This window comes from Neorhizobium sp. AL 9.2.2 (assembly GCF_013317225.1).
Taxonomy (GTDB): Bacteria; Pseudomonadota; Alphaproteobacteria; order Rhizobiales; family Rhizobiaceae; genus Neorhizobium; species Neorhizobium soli.
Window position 1 is genome coordinate 31908 of sequence record NZ_JAALXU010000006.1, and the last position, 17712, is coordinate 49619.

At 59.7% G+C, this 17712-nt stretch carries 15 protein-coding genes; 13 read left to right on the forward strand and 2 right to left on the reverse strand.

Features of this window, described 5'->3' with window-relative positions; genetic code table 11:
- Positions 1 to 583 precede the first annotated feature (583 nt).
- Positions 584 to 1090, forward strand: coding sequence for a DUF427 domain-containing protein (locus G6K99_RS14135; protein ID WP_113110332.1), 507 nt, complete (start codon positions 584 to 586; stop codon positions 1088 to 1090).
- Positions 1091 to 1333: 243 nt separating this feature from the next.
- Here G6K99_RS14135 and G6K99_RS14140 read toward each other — a convergent pair whose 3' ends face one another.
- Positions 1334 to 2014 carry an FCD domain-containing protein gene (locus G6K99_RS14140; protein ID WP_180215536.1) on the reverse strand — a complete coding sequence of 227 codons (681 nt, stop codon included), beginning with the start codon at positions 2012 to 2014 and terminating at the stop codon, positions 1334 to 1336.
- Between the two features lie 170 nt (positions 2015 to 2184).
- Between G6K99_RS14140 and G6K99_RS14145 the strand changes: the two genes are divergently transcribed.
- The 11 genes from G6K99_RS14145 (at position 2185) to G6K99_RS14195 (ending at position 15449) form a co-directional block, all read left to right on the forward strand.
- A complete protein-coding gene (locus G6K99_RS14145) occupies positions 2185 to 3249 on the forward strand; it encodes a zinc-binding dehydrogenase (protein ID WP_174196903.1) in 1065 nt (354 codons plus the stop codon).
- Positions 3246 to 4247, forward strand: a complete 1002-nt coding sequence (locus tag G6K99_RS14150) for an NAD(P)H-quinone oxidoreductase (RefSeq protein WP_174196904.1) — start codon at positions 3246 to 3248, stop codon at positions 4245 to 4247. The genes G6K99_RS14145 and G6K99_RS14150 overlap by 4 nt, the downstream gene beginning before the upstream one ends.
- Before the next feature lie 29 nt (positions 4248 to 4276).
- A complete protein-coding gene (locus G6K99_RS14155) occupies positions 4277 to 6022 on the forward strand; it encodes an acetolactate synthase catalytic subunit (RefSeq protein ID WP_371816194.1) in 1746 nt (581 codons plus the stop codon).
- 44 nt (positions 6023 to 6066) lie between these two features.
- Entirely contained in the window at positions 6067 to 7269 is a 1203-nt protein-coding gene (locus G6K99_RS14160; RefSeq protein ID WP_113110337.1) for an ABC transporter substrate-binding protein, read from the forward strand.
- A gap of 87 nt (positions 7270 to 7356) precedes the next feature.
- Positions 7357 to 8244, forward strand: coding sequence for a branched-chain amino acid ABC transporter permease (locus G6K99_RS14165; protein ID WP_113110338.1), 888 nt, complete (start codon positions 7357 to 7359; stop codon positions 8242 to 8244).
- Positions 8245 to 8279: 35 nt separating this feature from the next.
- On the forward strand, positions 8280 to 10061 hold the full coding sequence (locus G6K99_RS14170; protein ID WP_174197011.1) for a branched-chain amino acid ABC transporter ATP-binding protein/permease: 1782 nt from the start codon (positions 8280 to 8282) through the stop codon (positions 10059 to 10061).
- Complete coding sequence (locus G6K99_RS14175) at positions 10048 to 10752, forward strand: ABC transporter ATP-binding protein (RefSeq protein WP_174196906.1); 705 nt, start codon at positions 10048 to 10050, stop codon at positions 10750 to 10752. Before G6K99_RS14170 ends, G6K99_RS14175 begins: the two co-directional genes overlap by 14 nt.
- Positions 10753 to 10754: 2 nt before the next feature.
- The gene (fabG, locus tag G6K99_RS14180) at positions 10755 to 11564 is read left to right on the forward strand and encodes a 3-oxoacyl-ACP reductase FabG (RefSeq protein ID WP_174196907.1); all 810 of its coding nucleotides are present in this window, start codon (positions 10755 to 10757) and stop codon (positions 11562 to 11564) included.
- A gap of 44 nt (positions 11565 to 11608) precedes the next feature.
- Positions 11609 to 12424 carry a shikimate dehydrogenase gene (locus G6K99_RS14185; RefSeq protein ID WP_174196908.1) on the forward strand — a complete coding sequence of 272 codons (816 nt, stop codon included), beginning with the start codon at positions 11609 to 11611 and terminating at the stop codon, positions 12422 to 12424.
- Entirely contained in the window at positions 12421 to 13824 is a 1404-nt protein-coding gene (locus G6K99_RS14190) for an FAD-binding oxidoreductase (protein ID WP_174196909.1), read from the forward strand. Before G6K99_RS14185 ends, G6K99_RS14190 begins: the two co-directional genes overlap by 4 nt.
- Entirely contained in the window at positions 13821 to 15449 is a 1629-nt protein-coding gene (locus tag G6K99_RS14195; protein WP_174196910.1) for a GMC family oxidoreductase, read from the forward strand. The genes G6K99_RS14190 and G6K99_RS14195 overlap by 4 nt, the downstream gene beginning before the upstream one ends.
- A gap of 207 nt (positions 15450 to 15656) precedes the next feature.
- On the opposite strand, the gene G6K99_RS14200 is transcribed toward G6K99_RS14195, so the two are convergent.
- Entirely contained in the window at positions 15657 to 16595 is a 939-nt protein-coding gene (locus G6K99_RS14200) for a GntR family transcriptional regulator (RefSeq protein WP_162728295.1), read from the reverse strand.
- Between the two features lie 277 nt (positions 16596 to 16872).
- On the opposite strand from G6K99_RS14200, the gene G6K99_RS14205 reads away from it, so the two are divergent.
- Positions 16873 to 17682 (forward strand): ABC transporter substrate-binding protein, encoded by an 810-nt coding sequence (locus tag G6K99_RS14205; protein ID WP_113110346.1) that lies wholly within the window; start codon positions 16873 to 16875, stop codon positions 17680 to 17682.
- Positions 17683 to 17712: the final 30 nt, after the last annotated feature.

The following is a 17712-nucleotide window of genomic DNA, read 5'->3' on the forward strand; positions in this document are numbered from 1 at the left end:
GGTGTTGCTGTGTGTTGTCTCATACTCGGTGGAGGTGCCGTCGGATCCGTCCCGCTCCTTCGATGTGCCGAACATTGCCGACGTATGATAGTTCCGATCAACGGGAGCACGTCAATGGTAGGTGTCCAAAGCTTTAGAGTGGCGTGCCTCCATAGTCTCTGGTGCTCAAACGTCACAGAACGCCTGCAGTTCATCGGCTTTCATCGTTGCTGGTTCGCTCCTTCTCTTCAGTGGATAGCTGTTTCAGTCGGTAGCAGACGTTAACGTTGAGACCGCGGTACGACTAATTACTGATCAATAACCGTCCTTGCGCGAACGACAGCGATCCCTTCATTGGCGCAGAACCGGACAGTCGCCTCTCGGCCCCATATCCGCCGTTCACCGTGAAACAAACCGACGTTCGTCGCTGTCGAATTTCAGCCCGTCAGCCCTATCCAATAACCGGGTAAATGGTTCAGATCCCTTCAAGGCGTCTTGTTGCGACGGCCAGGTACGAGAACGAGCCATATAGCCATTCTGCGAAGCAGGTCCAGCCTTGCAATTCACCGCTGCTGCTGCAAGTTGGCTCGGACTGGAGGACATTATGGTAACGCTTACTCATCCCGTTCCAGACCCATGCCTGCCCGGGCAAGAGAGCGTTTGGTCCTTCCCAAGGCCGAGCATCGCCCAGCCGGTGCGCAATCATTTGAAGATCATCTACAACGGCCACGTTCTCGCGGAGACCACGGCCGCAGTGCGCACGATCGAAACAAGCCACCCGCCGACCTATTATTTTCCGCCCGCCGACGTAGATCTCTCTATGCTCCGTGAGGGCAGCAGCAGGTCGATCTGCGAGTGGAAAGGACAGGCGCGCTATTTCGATATCCAATCGGATGACAAAACGAGCCGGAACGCGGCCTGGGCCTATCCGCATCCCACGACATCTTTTGCCCTGATTAAGGATTTCATTGCCTTCTATCCGCAGGCCATGGACTTGTGCCTCTTAGACGGCGAGGCCGTAGTCCCCCAGGCCGGGACGTTCTACGGCGGATGGATCACCTCAGCCATTGCTGGGCCGTTCAAAGGTCCGCCTGGGACAGAGCGTTGGTGAATGGGCGATACCACGTCCAGTAGGCTCGGGTTGAACGATCGATACTTCGGACCGATAGATGGCTGAGTTTGCTCAGAAGACTTTTAGCCAGCTCGAAGCGCTTCGGCTCATGCCGCTTGCTCGAAAGTCAAGCGGCATCCTTCGCCGCCATCACCTGCAGCTTTAGATATTGGGTTAGTAGTTCGAATTTCTTCAAGAGCGGGGACCGAACAGCCAAGGTTGCGATTATTGCTCCGTCTCTTGCTATGCCGTGTTGTCCTTGGCATGCATCAGCAACCCTTTTCCGCCAAACTCGATGTCGTCACGAATTGCGTAGCGAGCAGTCTGAGCATCTTTTGCCCGCAACGCTGCTATGATGCGTAAATGCGGGTGTGGTTCCCAGTCCGGTAGCCCGGCGTCGTAAAGATGGGATAAAATCGGTCCGCACCGTATCCACAGTGTTTCAATAATATCGTAGACGATCGGAAGTCTCCCCATTCGACACAGGTTGAGGTGAAATTCGGTATTGAGGTCCACTGCCTTTTCGAAGTTCTTTGCTCTATGACATTCTGCGATCAGCAGATGGATCGCGTCCAGGTTGGCAATCTCCTCTCCATTCGCAACGACCGCGGCCGCCGCGGCTGCACGGCCCTCGAGATCGATGCGAATACTGCGGATTTCCAGCAACTGGTCGAGCGTCAGCGTCGGCACGGTCACCGTCCCGCGTGCATCGAGAGTGAGGGCCTTTTCGCTGACGAGCCTGAGTAGCGCCTCGCGCATGGGCGTAGCGCTGATGCCGAAACGCACTGACATCGGCCGCAGGCGCAGCATTTCACCTGGCTTCAACTGGCCCCGCATCAACGCCTGTCGAAGACCGAGATAGGCACGGTCGCTTAGATTTTCCTTGACGATGGGCTGGGCCCAATCTGCTTCCATCATCGGCATACTGTTATTTTCCAATGGACTTCTTGACACCCGTCACCTTCACGCGGATAGTGTTATAACAAATAACATACAGCAACCTTCGGCGTGTGCGAAGCATAATCGTACACCAAAGACCGGCGAGGAGGCCAGTCGAAGCCAGGGCGAGCTGTTGGATTGAACTGGAGGAGTTCATGATAGCGCTGCGCAAGACCGCGCCCGCATTCGGGCTCGAGCTGGTATCGCTCGACCCAATGCAGGCGCCGCTGCCAGGTCAGGTTCTGATCGATGTCGCGGCGGCCGGTATCTGCGGCAGCGATCTCCATGCTTATGAATGGACGCCGGGTTACGAATTCATGACCGCCAGTCTGCCGGTCACGGTCGGACACGAGTTTTCTGGCGTGGTGCGCTCGGTGGGAGATGACGTCAAGGATTTTGCCGCCGGTGATCGTGTCGTTTGCTGGCCTACCAAGAACTGCGGCAGCTGCCCGGCATGCCTTGCCGGCGAGCCGCAGAACTGCAGCCGTCGCCGCATTATCGGTTTGCACTGCGATGGCGGATTTGCCGACACTGTCATTGTTCCCGCCCGTAATTGCCGCCATGTTCCGGATGATCTGGATCTTGCCATCGCCGCACTGACGGAACCCTTGGCGGTCGCCGTCAATGCGGTCGATGTGGCCGACGTGCAGGCCGGTTCGCGGGTCGTGGTGCTTGGGCCGGGGCCGATCGGTCTCGGCATCGCGTGGGCCGCAGCCCATCGCGGCGCGCACGTGCTGATCGCTGGTTTCGGTGACGAGCGGCGCCTGTCGCTGGCGCGTGACATGGGTATCCATCACGCATCCGACTTGATGGACGAGACCCTCGAACAGGCGGTTTCGCATGCATTTGGTCAGCCGGCCGATCGGGTGATTGAGGCGACCGGCATTGCCCGGTCCGTCTCGGACGGGCTGGCAGTACTAAGACCGGGCGGCATCTTCGTCGTTGCTGGCATCCATTCTCAACCGCTCAGTCTCGATCTTACCCGGTTCGTTCGCGAAAAGAAGCAATTGCGCGGCGCCCATGACACTACAGAGCGGGCACTCGGCGAGGCGATCCGGCTTCTCGCCCAAAACTCGCAGGCGCTGTCGGCTCTGATTACTCATCGCCTGCCACTGTCGGAGGGTATCGAGGCATTTGAACTCGCCCGTAGCCGGCAGGCGGTCAAGGTCCTGCTGTTGCCGGAAGGTAATGGCGTCAATATCCAAGGAGAGACCGCATGAGTGGCTTAACACGGGCGGTGATTGCCACAGGTGCGGGCGGGCCGGAGGTTCTGGCGATCGTCGATCGGCAGCTGCCAGCACCTGGCATCGGCGAGTTGGTTGTGCGCGTAAAAGCTGCCGGCATCAACCGGCCGGACGTAATGCAGCGCCAGGGTAATTATCCGCCACCGCCGGGCGCCACCGACGTGCTCGGCCTTGAACTTGCCGGTGTTGTCGAAACGATTGGGCCGGGTGTTGCGCGTTTCAAGGCCGGAGACCGGGTCATGGCGCTGGTCCATAGCGGCGCCTATGCTGAGCGGGCCCTCATCCAGGAAGCGTCCGCACTGCCGATCCCGGACGCAATGTCCTTCGTGGAGGCCGGCGCTTTTCCGGAGACTTATTTCACCGTCTGGAGCAATGTATTCGAACGGGCAGGCCTGAAGCGGGGCGAAACACTGCTGATCCATGGCGGCACCTCCGGCATCGGTACGACGGCTCTGAAACTTGCAAAAGCTTTCGGCGCACGGGTGATTGTCACTGCAGGCTCGGCGGAAAAATGCCAGGCTTGCCTCGATCTCGGCGCCGATGGCGCAATCGACTACCGCCGCGAGGATTTTGTCGCCCGGTCGAAGGAACTGACCGAAGGACTCGGCCCAGACGTCATTCTCGACATGGTCGGTGGCAGCTATATCCAGCGCAATCTAGAAGCAATCGCTGCCGATGGTCGCATCGCCCAGATCGCCTTCCAGCAGGGGTCCAAGGCCGAGCTCGACTTGCTGCCGCTTCTGATGAAGCGCGTCACCATGGCTGGTTCGACGCTGCGAGCCCGCCCGCTGGAGATGAAGGCAAGGCTTGCGGCCACATTGGAGGCGAATGTCCTGCCGTTGCTGACACAATCTGCTGTCCGGCCGCTGATTGATTCCACATTCGCATTCGACAAGGTGGCCGACGCTCATGCGCGCATGGATGGCGGTAGCCACACGGGCAAGATCGTACTCGTCATGGAGGATCGGGCCTAACTTTTCGGCCCGCATAGGAGGAAATGAGCATGAACGTCATGAGCAAGCCCGCGACGCCGACCACTACGGACAACATGACCGGCGCCCATGTTCTGGCTGCGGCACTCAGCCGCCACGGCGTCAAGGAGATCTTTGGGCAGAGCATTCCCTCGGCCCTGTTTCTCGCCGCGCCTGACTATGGGATCCGCCAGATCGGTTACCGTACGGAAAATGCAGGCGCCGCCATGGCCGATGCCTTTGCGCGGGTCTCCGGCAAGGTGTCGGTCGTCACCGCCCAGAATGGTCCGGCCGCGACACTTCTGGTTCCAGGCCTTGCCGAGGCGCTGAAGGCGTCGATCCCGATCGTTGCCATCGTTCAGGATGTGTCTCGCCGTTTCACTGACAAGAACGCCTTCCAAGAACTAGATCACTTCGCGCTATTCGGCGGCGTCGCCAAATGGGTGCGCCGCGTCGCCGACCCGGCGCGCATCGACGACTATGTCGACATGGCCTTTGCCGTTGCGGCCACCGGCCGGCCTGGTCCGGTCGTGCTGCTGGTGCCGCTCGACGTCCTAGACGAACGGCCGGACATCGATCCGGAGGCGCCGCGCCGCGATGCGCGGCTTGGGACGTTCCCGCTCGATCGCACCGTTGCCGACCCGACCCGGATTGCTGAGGCAGCCAGACTGATTGCCAAAGCCAAGCGTCCACTGGTGATCGCCGGCGGCGGCGTGCATTCCTCGCAGGCTGCGGCCGAGGTCGAGGCGCTACAGTCGCTCGGCCTGCCGGTCGCGACGACCGTCATGGGAAAGGGCGCCGTCGACGAGACCAACCCGCTTTCGCTCGGTGTTGTGGGTTATTTCATGGCTCCTCGCGGACGCTCGTCGCACCTGCGCGAGCTGGTGACAGAAGCCGATGTTGTCCTCCTGATCGGCAATCGCACCAATCAGAACGGCACGGACAGCTGGTCGCTCTATCCAAAGGACGCGACCTTCATCCATCTCGATATCGACGGCGGGGAGATCGGCCGCAACTATGAAGCGATGAGACTTGCCGGTGATGCCAAGCTCACGGTCGCAGCGCTCACGCAGGCACTGAGAGGCGAGGATCTGTCCGCCATCACCGACCGTCGCAAGGCGTTGGAAGACAAGATCGCTGCCGGGCGGGCCGCGCATCAGAACGACATGAAGAAGCTGGTCGACCTCGATGCGTCTCCGGTTCGTCCGGAACGCCTGATGGCCGACCTCGATAGCGTACTAACTCCTGATAGCATCGTCGTCGCCGATGCGAGCTACTCGTCGATCTGGGTTGCAAACTTCCTCACCGCCCGCAGGGCCGGCCAGCGGTTCATCACGCCGCGCGGGATTGCTGGCTTAGGCTGGGGACTGCCTTATGCTCTGGGCGCCAAAACAGCCCGCCCCGATGCGCCGGTTGTCTGCCTCACCGGCGATGGTGGTTTTGGCCATGTCTGGTCTGAAATGGAAACCGCACGACGAATGAAGCTACCGGTCGTGGTGATCGTCCTCAATAACCAGATCCTCGGTTACCAGAAACATGCCGAACTCAGTCTGTTCGGCAACTTCACCGATGTCTGCGATTTCGAGGCCGTCGACCATGCGGCAATCGCCCGCGCCGTCGGCTGCCGCGGTGTGCGCGTCGAAAAGCCGGAGGAGTTTCTGGGTGTGCTGGTGGAGGCGCTGGCCGCCGACACGCTGACCGTCATCGATGTCGTCACCGACGAGCGCGCGCATCCGCCGATCACCAGTTTCCAGGGCAAGGAGGCCCTCGATTACTAGGACTTGATACCAAACGCATTCACAGCTTTTCTCGGGAGGAAAACATGAAATTGCCGGTACTGTTGAAGATCACCGCTGCAGCCATCGCGCTGTCAGCATCCGCAGCCCATGCTGACGTCAAGTTCGGTGCGCTGTATCCGTTCAGCGGCCAGCTCGCGCTTCTTGGGGAGGAGAGCGCGCGCGGTCTGGAGATCGCCGTCGATGAGATCAACGCCGCAGGCGGGATCCAGGGTGAGAAAGTGGTGCTCGTGAAGGGCGACGCCGTCGACAATAACCAGGCAATCGGCGAGGCCCGCAGGCTAATCTCATTGGAAAAGGTCTCGGCCATCTTCGGCACCTATTCGTCGGCGCGTTCGATCGCTGCAAGCCAAGTGGCAGAGCTTACCGGCATTCCCTATTTCGAACTTGGGGCCGTGGCCGACGAAGTCACCGGCCGTGGCCTGAAATACCTGTTCCGCACCAATCCTTATGCCAAGGACATGGGCAAGCTAGTGATCGACATGGTGGTCGACAAGATCGCACCGGGCCTTGGGAAGAAGCCCGAGGAGTTGAAGATCGGCATCATCTACGAGGACTCAAGCTACGGTACCTCGGTCTCCCAGCACGAGACGACCTATGCCAAGGAAAAAGGTCTCAACGTTGTCCTGTCCTCCGGTTATCCAGCAGCGACTGTCGATATGTCGTCGCTGGTTCTGCAGCTGAAGCAGGCCGGCGCCGATGTCGTCCTGCAGACTTCTTACCAGAACGACTCGGTTCTGTTCCTGCAACAGGCCAACGAAGCGGGCTATAAGCCTTCGGCAGTCATCGGCGGCGGTGGCGGCTACTCGATGCAGCCGACCGCTGATGCCGTCGGCCATGACGTGATCGAGAACGTGCTTGATGTCGACTTCACCCAGTTCCTGGTCAACACCAAGGCGACCCCGGGGCTTGAAGCCTTTGTTGAAGCCTACAAGAAGAAATACGGCACTAGCCCGCGCTCCGGCCATTCGCTGAACAATTATGTGGGCGCCAAGGCGCTGCTGGAATCGATCGGCAAGGCGAAGGACTTCGAGCCAGACACGATCGTCGAGGCTGTCAAGGCGATCGACATTCCGGATGGCTCGACTGCTGCCGGCTACGGCATCAAGTTCGGCGAGAACGGCCAGAACGAACGGGCGGCGATGATGGGCATGCAGTGGCAGGGCGGCAAGCTGATTGCCGTTTATCCGGATGCCGCCGCCGTCAGCAAGCTCAACGTGGTGAAATAGGCTTCAGAGTCGAGGAGGGCGGCATGCGTTGCCGCCCTCCGACGCCTGGCGGTCGTTTTGCCCGCCACCTGCCGGAGGAGGAGGCATATGGAAACGTTTTTGCAAGTGCTCGTAAATGGCCTGATGCTGGGCGCGTTGTTCGCGATCGTCAGCGTCGGGCTGACCATGATCTTCGGCATCGTCAAGGTCGTAAACTTCGCCCATGGCGAGTTTCTGATGCTTGGCATGTATCTGGTCTATCTGTTCACCACGAAGCTCGGCATCCACCCGCTCTTGACCTCCGTCATCGTCGCGCCGCTTCTTTTCGTCGCCGGCGTTGCCACCCAGCGCTTTATCATTCAGCCGCTGATGTCGGCTCGGGATGACCATATCCAAATTTTTGCAACCGTCGGCCTGTCGACCGCGCTGATTAATCTTGCATTGCTTATCTTTGGCGCGGACATCGCTAACACACCGCCATCCGGGCTCCGTCTGCCGATCGTCATTGGTCCGGTGCGCGTACTACTTGGGCAGTTGGTCATCCTGGCGGCTTCGATCCTGCTCGTCATCGGCCTGCAGGCCTTCCTGAAGCGGACCCAGACCGGCCGTGCCATCCGTGCCGTCGCGCAGAACCGAGCTGCGGCCCAGCTGATGGGTATCAATGTCAACCGCATGTATATGCTGACCTTCGGCATCGGTGCGGCATGCGTCGGGCTCGCCGCCTCGATGGTCGCGCCGCTCTATCCGACATCTCCGAATATCGGAACCTATTTTGTGCTGACGGCCTTCGTCGTCGTTGTGCTCGGGGGCCTCGGCTCGCTCGGCGGCGCCTTTGCCGGCGCCATGATCATCGGCCTAATCGACAGCTTCGCCGGTTTCTACATCGGCTCGGATGTCCGGGAAGTCGTCGTCTTCGGCATGTTCCTGCTGATCCTGATCCTGAAGCCGGCCGGCCTGTTCAGCGATCGCCTTAATCTTTCGCACGTATCTCCATGAGGAAGACCGTGACAGACACAACACTTGATACCACCATGACATCCGCGCGCCAGACGACGCTGCCCTGGAAGCGGCTGTTATTATTCTCGGTCGTCCTGCTCGCACTGCTCGTGGTCCCCATCGTTATAGGCGATCAGTTCATCGCGCATATCTTTGTCACCATTTTCATCTTTGCGGGACTTTCAACCGCATGGAATATCGTCGGCGGTTTCGCCGGCCAGCTGTCGCTTGGACATGCGATCTTTTACGGGATTGGCGCATATGCCGGCATCATCCTAATGAACGTCGGCATCACGCCGTGGCTAGGCATGTTCGTCGGCGCTGGGGTGGCGGCGGTCGTTGCGGTCGCGATTAGTTATCCCTGCTTCCGCCTACGCGGTCCGTTTTTCTCTTTGGCCACTATCGCTTTTCTCGAAGTTTTCCGGGTCCTTGCGCTGCATTTCCGCGAACTTACCGGCGGTGCCACCGGCCTGATGATCCCGCTGAAGATCGGTTGGGAATGGATGGTGTTCCGGGATCGCACACCAGGCTTGCTGATCGCCTTCGGAATGTTGCTGGTTACGCTCGCCGTCGCCTGGTGGATCCGCTCGCGCCGGCTGGGCTTTTATCTAGTCGCGACGCGCGAGCGCGAAAGTGCCGCCCAGGCGGCCGGCGTAAATACGGTCAAGGTACGCTTGATAGCCGTCGCCGCTTCCGCGGCACTGACGGCCATGATCGGTACGTTCCACGCGATGTATCTCACCTTCATCGATCCAAGCTCCGTGTTTTCTCTGACAACCTCGATCCAGATTGCCATGTTCGCGCTGATTGGTGGACTCGGCACCATCATCGGACCGCTGATCGGCGCCATTTTCCTTGTGCCATTATCGGAGCTAGCGCGCGGCTGGCTCGGTGCGCAGGCTCTTGGCCTTCATGGTTTCGTGTATGGCGCGGTTTTGGTTCTTGTAGTGCTGTTTATGCCGAACGGCATCGTCGGGCTTACCAGCCGCTACCTTGGCAAATCGACTAACAAAAGGGGCGTGCAAGCGGAGTCTGTCGCCGCTACCCCACGGCTGCCTACCAAGCCGGTGATCGGCAACGATCTTCTGGTCGCAGAACATCTCGATAAGCATTTTGGCGGCCTACATGTCACCCGCGACGTCAGCCTTACGCTGAAGGAAGGCGAGATCCTTGGCCTTATCGGGCCGAACGGGGCCGGGAAGACCACCGTCTTCAACATGCTGTCCGGCTTTCTCAAACCTTCAAGCGGCACGGTGCAGATCCGATCCGTCGACGGCACGATGATGACGCCGGTGACGCCCGGCGACTTCGCAGCCGTCGGTGTGGGCCGCACCTTCCAGATCGTTCAGCCGTTCGCGGCGATGACGGTCGAAGAAAACATCATGGTCGGTGCCTTCCACCGGCATGCCGATGTGCGCGAGGCGCGCGAAGTTGCGCGCGAGACGGCTTTTCGCATGGGTCTCGGTCCCTGGCTGGATGCCGAAGCGCAGGGACTGACGATCGGTGGCTTGAAAAGGCTGGAAGTCGCGCGCGTGATGGCCATGAAACCGCGCATTTTGTTGCTGGACGAGGTGATGGCCGGCATAAACCAGACGGACGTCCGCCGCGCCATCGACTTGATGCTGTCAATTCGCGATACCGGCGTGTCGATCATCGCAATCGAACACGTGATGCAGGCGGTCATGTCGCTTTCCGACCGGGTCGTGGTGCTGAGCTCAGGCCAGATAATCGCTGAGGGTAAACCGCAGGACGTGGTGCGCGACCGGCAGGTCATCGAAGCTTATCTTGGAAAGGATTTTGTTCATGCTGAGGCTTGAGGGCATCCATGCCGGCTACGGGCCGACCACCATTCTGCAGGACATTTCACTCTCCGTCGATCAGGGCGAAGTGGTGACGATCGTCGGAGCCAACGGTGCCGGCAAAACTACAACCCTGCGCACCATTGCTGGTCTGATCCAGCCGACAAAAGGTAAAATCTTCTTCGAGGATCGAGACATCACCAGCATGCCTGCCCATGAGGTCGTCGATCTCGGCATTACTCTCATTCCGGAAGGCCGGCAGCTTTTCCCCGACATGACTGTCGAGGAGAACTTGTTGATGGGCGCCTACCGCAAGGACGCGCGCGGTCGCCAGGGTGAGACGCTGGAACACGTACTGTCCCTTTTTCCGAGGGTCAGGGAGAGGCTTGGTCAGAGCGCCGGGTCGCTGTCCGGCGGCGAGCAGCAGATGGTGGCGATTGCCCGTGGCATGATGGCTCGGCCAAACCTTCTAATGTTCGACGAGCCGTCGCTGGGGCTTGCCCCGATCATCGTGCAGCAGGTCTTCGAGGTGATCGAAGCGATCACCTCGACCGGCACCACCGTTCTCATCGTCGAGCAGAACGTATTCAACACGTTGAAAGCTTCTGATCGTGGTTATGTGCTTGAAAACGGCGAGATCGTGCTCTCGGATACATCCGAAGCGCTGCTGACCAACGATCATGTACGTCAAGCCTATCTGGGAATCTGAATATGCCGCACAGAGAGAATAATCCACAAGCCATCGCTACTCGCCCGAGCCATGCAGGCCGCCGTGTGCTTGTAACAGGGGCAGGCCGCGGAATCGGCAGGGCTATCGCTATGGGTTTTGCCGCGAGGGGAGCGACCGTGGGCGTCGCTGACCTGACTGAAGCCGATATCGCCGAGACTGTAGGGTTGATCGAGGCGGCAGGCTACGGGCAGGGTTTGCCGCTGGTGCTTGACGTTTCGGACTACGAGGCCGTGTCTTCGACGCTTGGAACAGCAGCTGGCATGATGGGCGGTGCCTTCGATACGGTCATCAACAATGCCGGTATATCGCCCAAGCATGACGGCGTAGCCCATAAAGTGTGGGAAATGGACCCGGCCGAATGGAACCGTGTCGTCGCGGTCAATCTCGGTGGCGTCTTCAACACCATCCGGGCGCTGTCGCCGTCGATGCGCGAGGCCGGGCGCGGCTGGATCGTCAACATGTCGTCGGTCGCGGGGAAGACCTATTCGCCGATCGTGGCCTGCCATTATGCGGCAACCAAGTCGGCGTTGATTGGCTTCACCAAGCACCTTGCGGCAGAACTTGGCCCGTTCGGCATCCGCGTCAATGCGCTCGCGCCGGGGCGGATCGAAACGCCGATGGTGCGCGGCGTCGCGGCCGAGATCAACGACGAGCAGGTCAAGATGACGCCGCTGGCGCGGCTCGGCCAACCGGAGGAGGTCGCTGACGCTGCAGTCTACCTGACGTCGCCGGAATCCAGCTTCGTGACCGGCCAGACGATCGACGTCGCCGGTGGTCTCTACATGACCTGAAGCACGACCGCATCGTTGAAAGCAGGCAGATCGAGCATTTGGCCATGAATGAGAAGAACCACAGCACGATAACCGGGCGCACCCTGATCTACGGTATCCTGGCCGACCCGATCTATCATGTGAAGACGCCACAGGTGATGGCCGAGGTGTTCCGTCGGCATGGTCTGGACGCGGTTCTGATCCCCTTCCACGTCAAGCCCGAGGGACTGGAAGCTCTGCTCAACGGCTTGTCGGCCATGGAGAACTTCGGGGGGTTCATCGCTACCGTTCCCCACAAGTCGGCAATGCTAGACCTCTGCGATGATGTCACCGACGAGGCGAGGCATATCGGTGCCGTCAATTGTGTCCGGCGGGAAGCTGACGGCCGGATGATAGGGACGATGCTGGATGGGCTCGGCTTCGTTATCGCGCTGACGACCCTTACCGGCTTCGATCCGCACGGCAAAGCGGCGTATATCGCGGGTGCGGGCGGTGCCGCCTGCGCCATGGCCTTCGCGCTTGCCGATGCCGGCGTCCGCCGCCTGACGATCGCCAACCGGACGCCGGACAAGGCGCAAGCACTGGCGGCAAGGCTGCGTCAGGTCCATCCCGAACTTGAACTCTCGACTGACGCCGGTTCGGTGGCCGACCATGACCTGGTCGTCAATGGTACGTCGCTTGGAATGAAACCCGAAGATCGGCCGCCGCTCGATTTTTCGCTTTTGTCGCCGGATCAGGTAGTGGCCGATGCGATCATGGATCCGGTGATGACGCCGTTGCTGAAAGCCGCCGAAGCAAAGGGCTGCCGTATCCAGCGCGGCCTGCCCATGCTCCAGTGCCAGATCGAGTTGATGGCACGGCATATGGGAGCGATCGCATGACGATCTTGCTGATCGAGAAGTTGCGTGACATCTGCGGCGCCGCTCACGTTCTGACCGCAGCCGCAGATATTGAACCTTATGCTACTGACTGGAAGCGCAGCTCGCGGGGAACGCCGCTCTGCGTCGTGCGCCCTGCCGACAGCCAGGCGGTTGCCGCGGTGGTTAAGACATGTCGCAGCCATGGCTCGTCGATCGTGCCGCAGGGTGGAAATACAGGCCTTGCCGCGGGGGCGACACCTGGTGAGGACGCAGACGAGGTTGTGCTGTCTCTCACCCGCATGAAAGCGATCCGCGCGCTCGATCCAGTTGCCATGACTGTTGAAGTCGAGGCAGGGGCTATTCTGCAGGTTGTAAAGGAAGAAGCGGAAAAACACGGCCGGTTGTTGCCTGTAAGCCTTGCGGCCGAAGGGTCGGCAACCATCGGCGGCATCGTCTCCACCAATGCCGGCGGCATCAACGTTCTGCGTTACGGTATGACCCGTGCCCTGGTGCTGGGGCTTGAAGTGGTGCTTTCGGATGGCACAATTGTCGATTGCCTTCGTCATCTGCGCAAGGACAACGCCGGCTACGACTGGAAACAGGTTTTCGTCGGCGCCGAGGGAACACTCGGCATCGTCACAGCCGCTGTCCTGCGCCTTGTGCCGCTGCCACGCGAAACCGTTACCGCACTTCTGTCGGTCGCCGATGTCGGCACGGCACTCACGCTCTTTGCGCTTGCCCAGGATACGGTTGGTGAGGCGCTTTCAGCCTTCGAGCTGATTTCGGCAACCTCCATCGACCTTGTCGAACGGCATGCCGGGTTGAAGAGCCCGATCGCTGCCGGCGAGTGGTATCTGCTGGTGGAGGCTGCTTCGAGCCTGTCCGGACTGGAACCGGCGATGGAGAAGCTGCTGTCCGATGCTTTCGAACAGGGGCTTGCGCTTGATGGCGTCGTTGCGTCGAGCCGACAGCAGGCGCATGCCCTCTGGGAATTGCGCGAGCATGTTACGGAGGCGGAGGCCCGCGAGGGCGGGGGGTTGAAGCATGATATTTCGGTGCCGCTCGGGGCGATGGCGGATTTCCTTGGGGATGCCGGAAACGCGGTGTTCGAAGTATGTCCCGGCGCTGGCTTCAACATCTTCGGCCACCTGGGCGATGGCAATCTGCACTACAACGTGCTTCTGAACGGCGCGACGAATGCGGACGCCGTCAACCGCGCCGTCCATGATGCCGTTGTTAACCATCGCGGGTCGATCTCGGCAGAACACGGCATCGGCCGGTATCGTCTTTCCGAATGGCTGCGAACCAAGCCCGAAAGCGAGCAGCGACTTTCGCGGGCGATCAAGCAGGCAATCGATCCGGAAGGTCTGTTCAATCCCGGCAAGCTCCTGCCAAAACAGGCGAAGGGAGACGCCGTATGACATCGGACACTGAAATTTTCGACTACATCATTGTCGGCGGCGGCAATGCCGGCTGCGTGCTCGCAAACCGGTTGACCGAAAGCGGTCGCCATACGGTACTGCTTCTGGAAGCAGGCGGTGCTGCGCGCAGCGTTTGGATCGGCATCCCTGCCGGTTTTTCCAAGCTGCTCGTAGACCCGGTCTATAACTGGCGTTTCAAGTCCGAGCCCGAACAAGCCACCAACAACCGGGTCATCTCGGTGCCGCGCGGAAGGGGGCTAGGCGGTTCGACGCTGATCAACGGCATGATCTACGTGCGCGGCCAACCGGCGGATTACGACGGTTGGGCGCAGGCTGGTTGCCGCGGCTGGAGTTTCGACGATGTGCTGCCATTTTTCCGCAAGCTGGAGGATTACGATGGACCTGACCGCGGACCTGTAAGCCCATTGAGGGCAAAGGGCGGGCCGCTACCTCTTACAACAGTTGCTATCCGGCCGGCAATCGGTGAGGCCTTTATCGATGCGGCAGGCGAGGCCGGTTACGGCCGCAATCCGGATTACAATGCCGAAAGCCAGGATGGCTTCGGATATTATCAGGTTAATCAGAAAAACGGCCGGCGGATCAGCGCCGCAGACGCCTACCTAAAACCGGCCATGAGACGTCCCAATCTCAAGGTCCTCACCAATTCGCATGTGCTCACCGTTGACCTTGATGGCAAACGCGCCATTGGAGTGACGGCCAAAATTGGGGGTGAACGGCGCAGCTTCAGGGTGCGAGGCGAGGTAGTCCTCACGGCAGGCGCTGCCCAGACACCGCAATTGCTGGAACTTTCCGGCCTCGGCAGTCCGAAAGTCTTGCATGCGCTTGGCCTCGAGGTGAAGCATGCGCTGCCCGGCGTCGGTGAGAATTATATCGACCATTTCTGCACTCGCATGAACTGGAGGGTCAAACAGAAGGTCACGTTGAACGAGCAGACTCGCGGCTTGCAGCTAGTGAAAGCTGTCGCACAGTACGCAGCGACGCGTCAGGGGATATTGACGCTCGGGACGGGGCTGGTGCATGGTTTCGTGCGCAGCCGCGAAGGCCTTGACGGACCGGACGTGCAATATTTCTTCATGCATGCGAGCTACGCAAATGCAGCGGAACGGGTTCTCGATAATCATCCAGGCATGACGCTCGGCGTCACTCAGTTGCGGCCACAGTCACGGGGTTCGATTCACGCCGCTTCCCCAGACCCTTCTATCGGTCCCGTGATACGACCAAATTTTCTGGCTGCCGAGGAAGACCGCCGTGCGATAGTAGAAGGCATGAAGATTGCCCGGCATATCGTCGAGCAACCGGCCATGGATACCTATCGCGAGCGCGAAACGAGCCCGGGCGCCGAATGCCGCAGCGATGAGGATTGGCTCGCCTTCGCGCGCGCCAACGGCCAGACCATCTACCATATTGCAGGTACCTGCCGAATGGGCGGCGATCCGGCAGCAGTCACCGATCCGACCCTGAAGGTCAACGGGATCGCCGGCCTGCGGATCGCCGATGCCTCCATCATGCCGACGATGGTTTCCGGCAACACCCAGGCTGCCGTTTTCATGATCGCTGAAAAGGCTGCAACCCTGTTGCTTCGTGCTGCGACTTCAGCGGTATGATCGGCAGCATTGTATCTCACCATAAGCGGGTAGCCTGGCTGAGAATACCGGCGATCCTGCGTGACTGGGCAGTTGCCGAGGGGCCTTGGGATCGTTCGTATTTGCAGCCGTGTCCGCAACGATAAAAACAAGGCTTTGATCTCTCGATTAAGATGTCGCCGGTTCGGATCCCTTCAAGACCTGAGGTGTTGTTGACCTAGCAACGGCTTAGGACTTCTCATCCCACTTTGGATAGTGCCGTGCGGCTCCTCTCGCCTCACTGAGATGGTTCAACATCAACGCCGACGCTCTCTCCCTGGCACCCTCTGAAATAGCCGAGATGATGTCGAGGTGCTCGCGGCACCAGTTGCGTACACGAAGTCTGTTGGAGTACCCACCGAATTCGAGAAGCCGCCGCAGCCGGTTCTGCTGCTGAATGGCTTGCAGGAAGAAAATGTTGCCGCTGAACGCGGCGATCATTTCATGAAACTGCGCATCCGTTTCGAACAGCTGGCGCGGATCGACGCTGGCTATGTCGGGATGTCCTTCAAGGTAGAGGTGTTCCAGACGCGATCGCTCAAGCAGGCCTGCGTCGAATTTAAAACTGCTCAACAGCAGCCCGGCCGGCTCCAGAGTGCTGCGGTAGTCATAGCTGTCCCGCAGGGCGACCTTGGAATCGAGCGTCGGCCGAAATGTCCAGCCGCGGCCGCTATTGCGGGAAAGCAGCCCGTCATTGACCAGATGCGTCAGGGTTCGCTGCAAAAGTGTCCGGTCGATATTATAGTGCCGTGTGAGTTCAGCCTGAGTGATGCTGTCGCCGAGAATGCCGGACAGCCTGTCTTCCACAATACGCGCATAGAGATCCTGATCGGCCGTGGCCGGCACTTCTAACTCGGTCCGATGAAGCGCGACCTGTTGCGCCTTCAGGAAAAACCCCTGGTTCTTTCTCGCCTCGACAATGCCGCGGTCTGCCAGCAGGTTGAGGGCCGCTCTGACTGGCGTCCGGGAGACGCCAAGCATGTCGCCAAGCTGTTGTTCGCGTAGATGATGCCCGATCTCGAATTTCGCGTCGCGAATGAGGTCGAGAATCTGGTTGGCAAGGCGATGCCGACCCTGCTGTGCATTTGTCGTAACCACCGGTGCGATTTTTGTATTTTTGACGGACATATTGTACAATCGTGTGGCTGATAACCGTGTGCCTGACTAAAAGGCATGCATAAGGAAAAGTCTATCCCTGGATAAATTGCCTGCGCTGAATTGCGCGTAGAACGTCGGTTTAGGATTAGACGCTCATAGTATGCAACGATAAAGATCAGCAAGATCAAAAAATAGGCATAATTTAAGAGTGCATAATATTTCACTTTCTTGCTTGACTCTCGAATTTTTTGGATTGTATTGTTGTAGTTAGAAAATGCAATGTTGACTTAACAGTAAGGGAACTCGCATGCTCAAGAACGTCCTCGCCGCATTGATCCTGCCGCTCGGTATTGCCGCCTCGGCATCCGCTGCCGAGCTTCCGGCCAGCGGGCTGGCAGAGAAGGGGGCGCTGACATACGGTGTCGCCGCGACCTTCGCTCCGTTCGAATTTCAGAAGGACGGTCAGCTTGCCGGTTTCGACATCGATCTCATCGCTGCTCTGTCTAAAAAGCTGAAGGCTGAGACGAAGCCGATGAACATGGAGTTCAAGGGCCTCATTCCGGCGCTGATCGGCGGTCGCCTCGATCTCATTAACTCGGCCATGTACATCAACCCGGCCCGTTCCGAGCAGGTCGATTTCATCCCCTATCTGAAGATCGGCAATATGGTGATCGTCCAGGCGGGCAATCCGAAGAAGATCACCGGCCGCGATGACAGCCTGTGCGGCAAGACGGTCTCCGTCACGCTCGGCGGCATTCAGGAAAGCCAGGCGCGTGCCGACGATGCACGCTGCAAGGCCAAGAACCTCGAAGGCGTCAAGGTTCTGACCTTTCCGACCGCCCAGGATTCCGCGCTGACCCTGCGTCAGGGCCGCGCCGACGCGACCTTCGATTCCACACCGGGCGCCGTCGTGCTGCAGAGCTCCGTTCCCGGCGTCTACCAGACGGTCGGCGAAGAATTCGAATCCAACACCAGCATCGGCATGGCATTCCGCAAGGGCGATGCAGCAGTGCAGAAGTCGATCAAGGATGCCCTGAGCGAGATCGTCACTGACGGCACCTACAAGACCCTGATCGAAAAGTGGAAGCTGCCGGCATCGGTCGCGATCTTCAACTGATCTGTCCGATAACAAAGAGAAAAGGAGAGC

What these genes read in the sequence shown, in the direction of transcription:
- G6K99_RS14135 (WP_113110332.1), top strand. Translation starts at nt 584, where the DNA reads ATGGTAACGCTTACTCATCCCGTTCCAGACCCATGCCTGCCCGGGCAA.
- G6K99_RS14140 (WP_180215536.1), bottom strand. Translation starts at nt 2,014, where the DNA reads ATGCCGATGATGGAAGCAGATTGGGCCCAGCCCATCGTCAAGGAAAAT.
- G6K99_RS14145 (WP_174196903.1), top strand. Translation starts at nt 2,185, where the DNA reads ATGATAGCGCTGCGCAAGACCGCGCCCGCATTCGGGCTCGAGCTGGTA.
- G6K99_RS14150 (WP_174196904.1), top strand. Translation starts at nt 3,246, where the DNA reads ATGAGTGGCTTAACACGGGCGGTGATTGCCACAGGTGCGGGCGGGCCG.
- G6K99_RS14155 (WP_371816194.1), top strand. Translation starts at nt 4,277, where the DNA reads ATGAACGTCATGAGCAAGCCCGCGACGCCGACCACTACGGACAACATG.
- G6K99_RS14160 (WP_113110337.1), top strand. Translation starts at nt 6,067, where the DNA reads ATGAAATTGCCGGTACTGTTGAAGATCACCGCTGCAGCCATCGCGCTG.
- G6K99_RS14165 (WP_113110338.1), top strand. Translation starts at nt 7,357, where the DNA reads ATGGAAACGTTTTTGCAAGTGCTCGTAAATGGCCTGATGCTGGGCGCG.
- G6K99_RS14170 (WP_174197011.1), top strand. Translation starts at nt 8,280, where the DNA reads ATGACATCCGCGCGCCAGACGACGCTGCCCTGGAAGCGGCTGTTATTA.
- G6K99_RS14175 (WP_174196906.1), top strand. Translation starts at nt 10,048, where the DNA reads ATGCTGAGGCTTGAGGGCATCCATGCCGGCTACGGGCCGACCACCATT.
- fabG (WP_174196907.1), top strand. Translation starts at nt 10,755, where the DNA reads ATGCCGCACAGAGAGAATAATCCACAAGCCATCGCTACTCGCCCGAGC.
- G6K99_RS14185 (WP_174196908.1), top strand. Translation starts at nt 11,609, where the DNA reads ATGAATGAGAAGAACCACAGCACGATAACCGGGCGCACCCTGATCTAC.
- G6K99_RS14190 (WP_174196909.1), top strand. Translation starts at nt 12,421, where the DNA reads ATGACGATCTTGCTGATCGAGAAGTTGCGTGACATCTGCGGCGCCGCT.
- G6K99_RS14195 (WP_174196910.1), top strand. Translation starts at nt 13,821, where the DNA reads ATGACATCGGACACTGAAATTTTCGACTACATCATTGTCGGCGGCGGC.
- G6K99_RS14200 (WP_162728295.1), bottom strand. Translation starts at nt 16,595, where the DNA reads ATGTCCGTCAAAAATACAAAAATCGCACCGGTGGTTACGACAAATGCA.
- G6K99_RS14205 (WP_113110346.1), top strand. Translation starts at nt 16,873, where the DNA reads ATGCTCAAGAACGTCCTCGCCGCATTGATCCTGCCGCTCGGTATTGCC.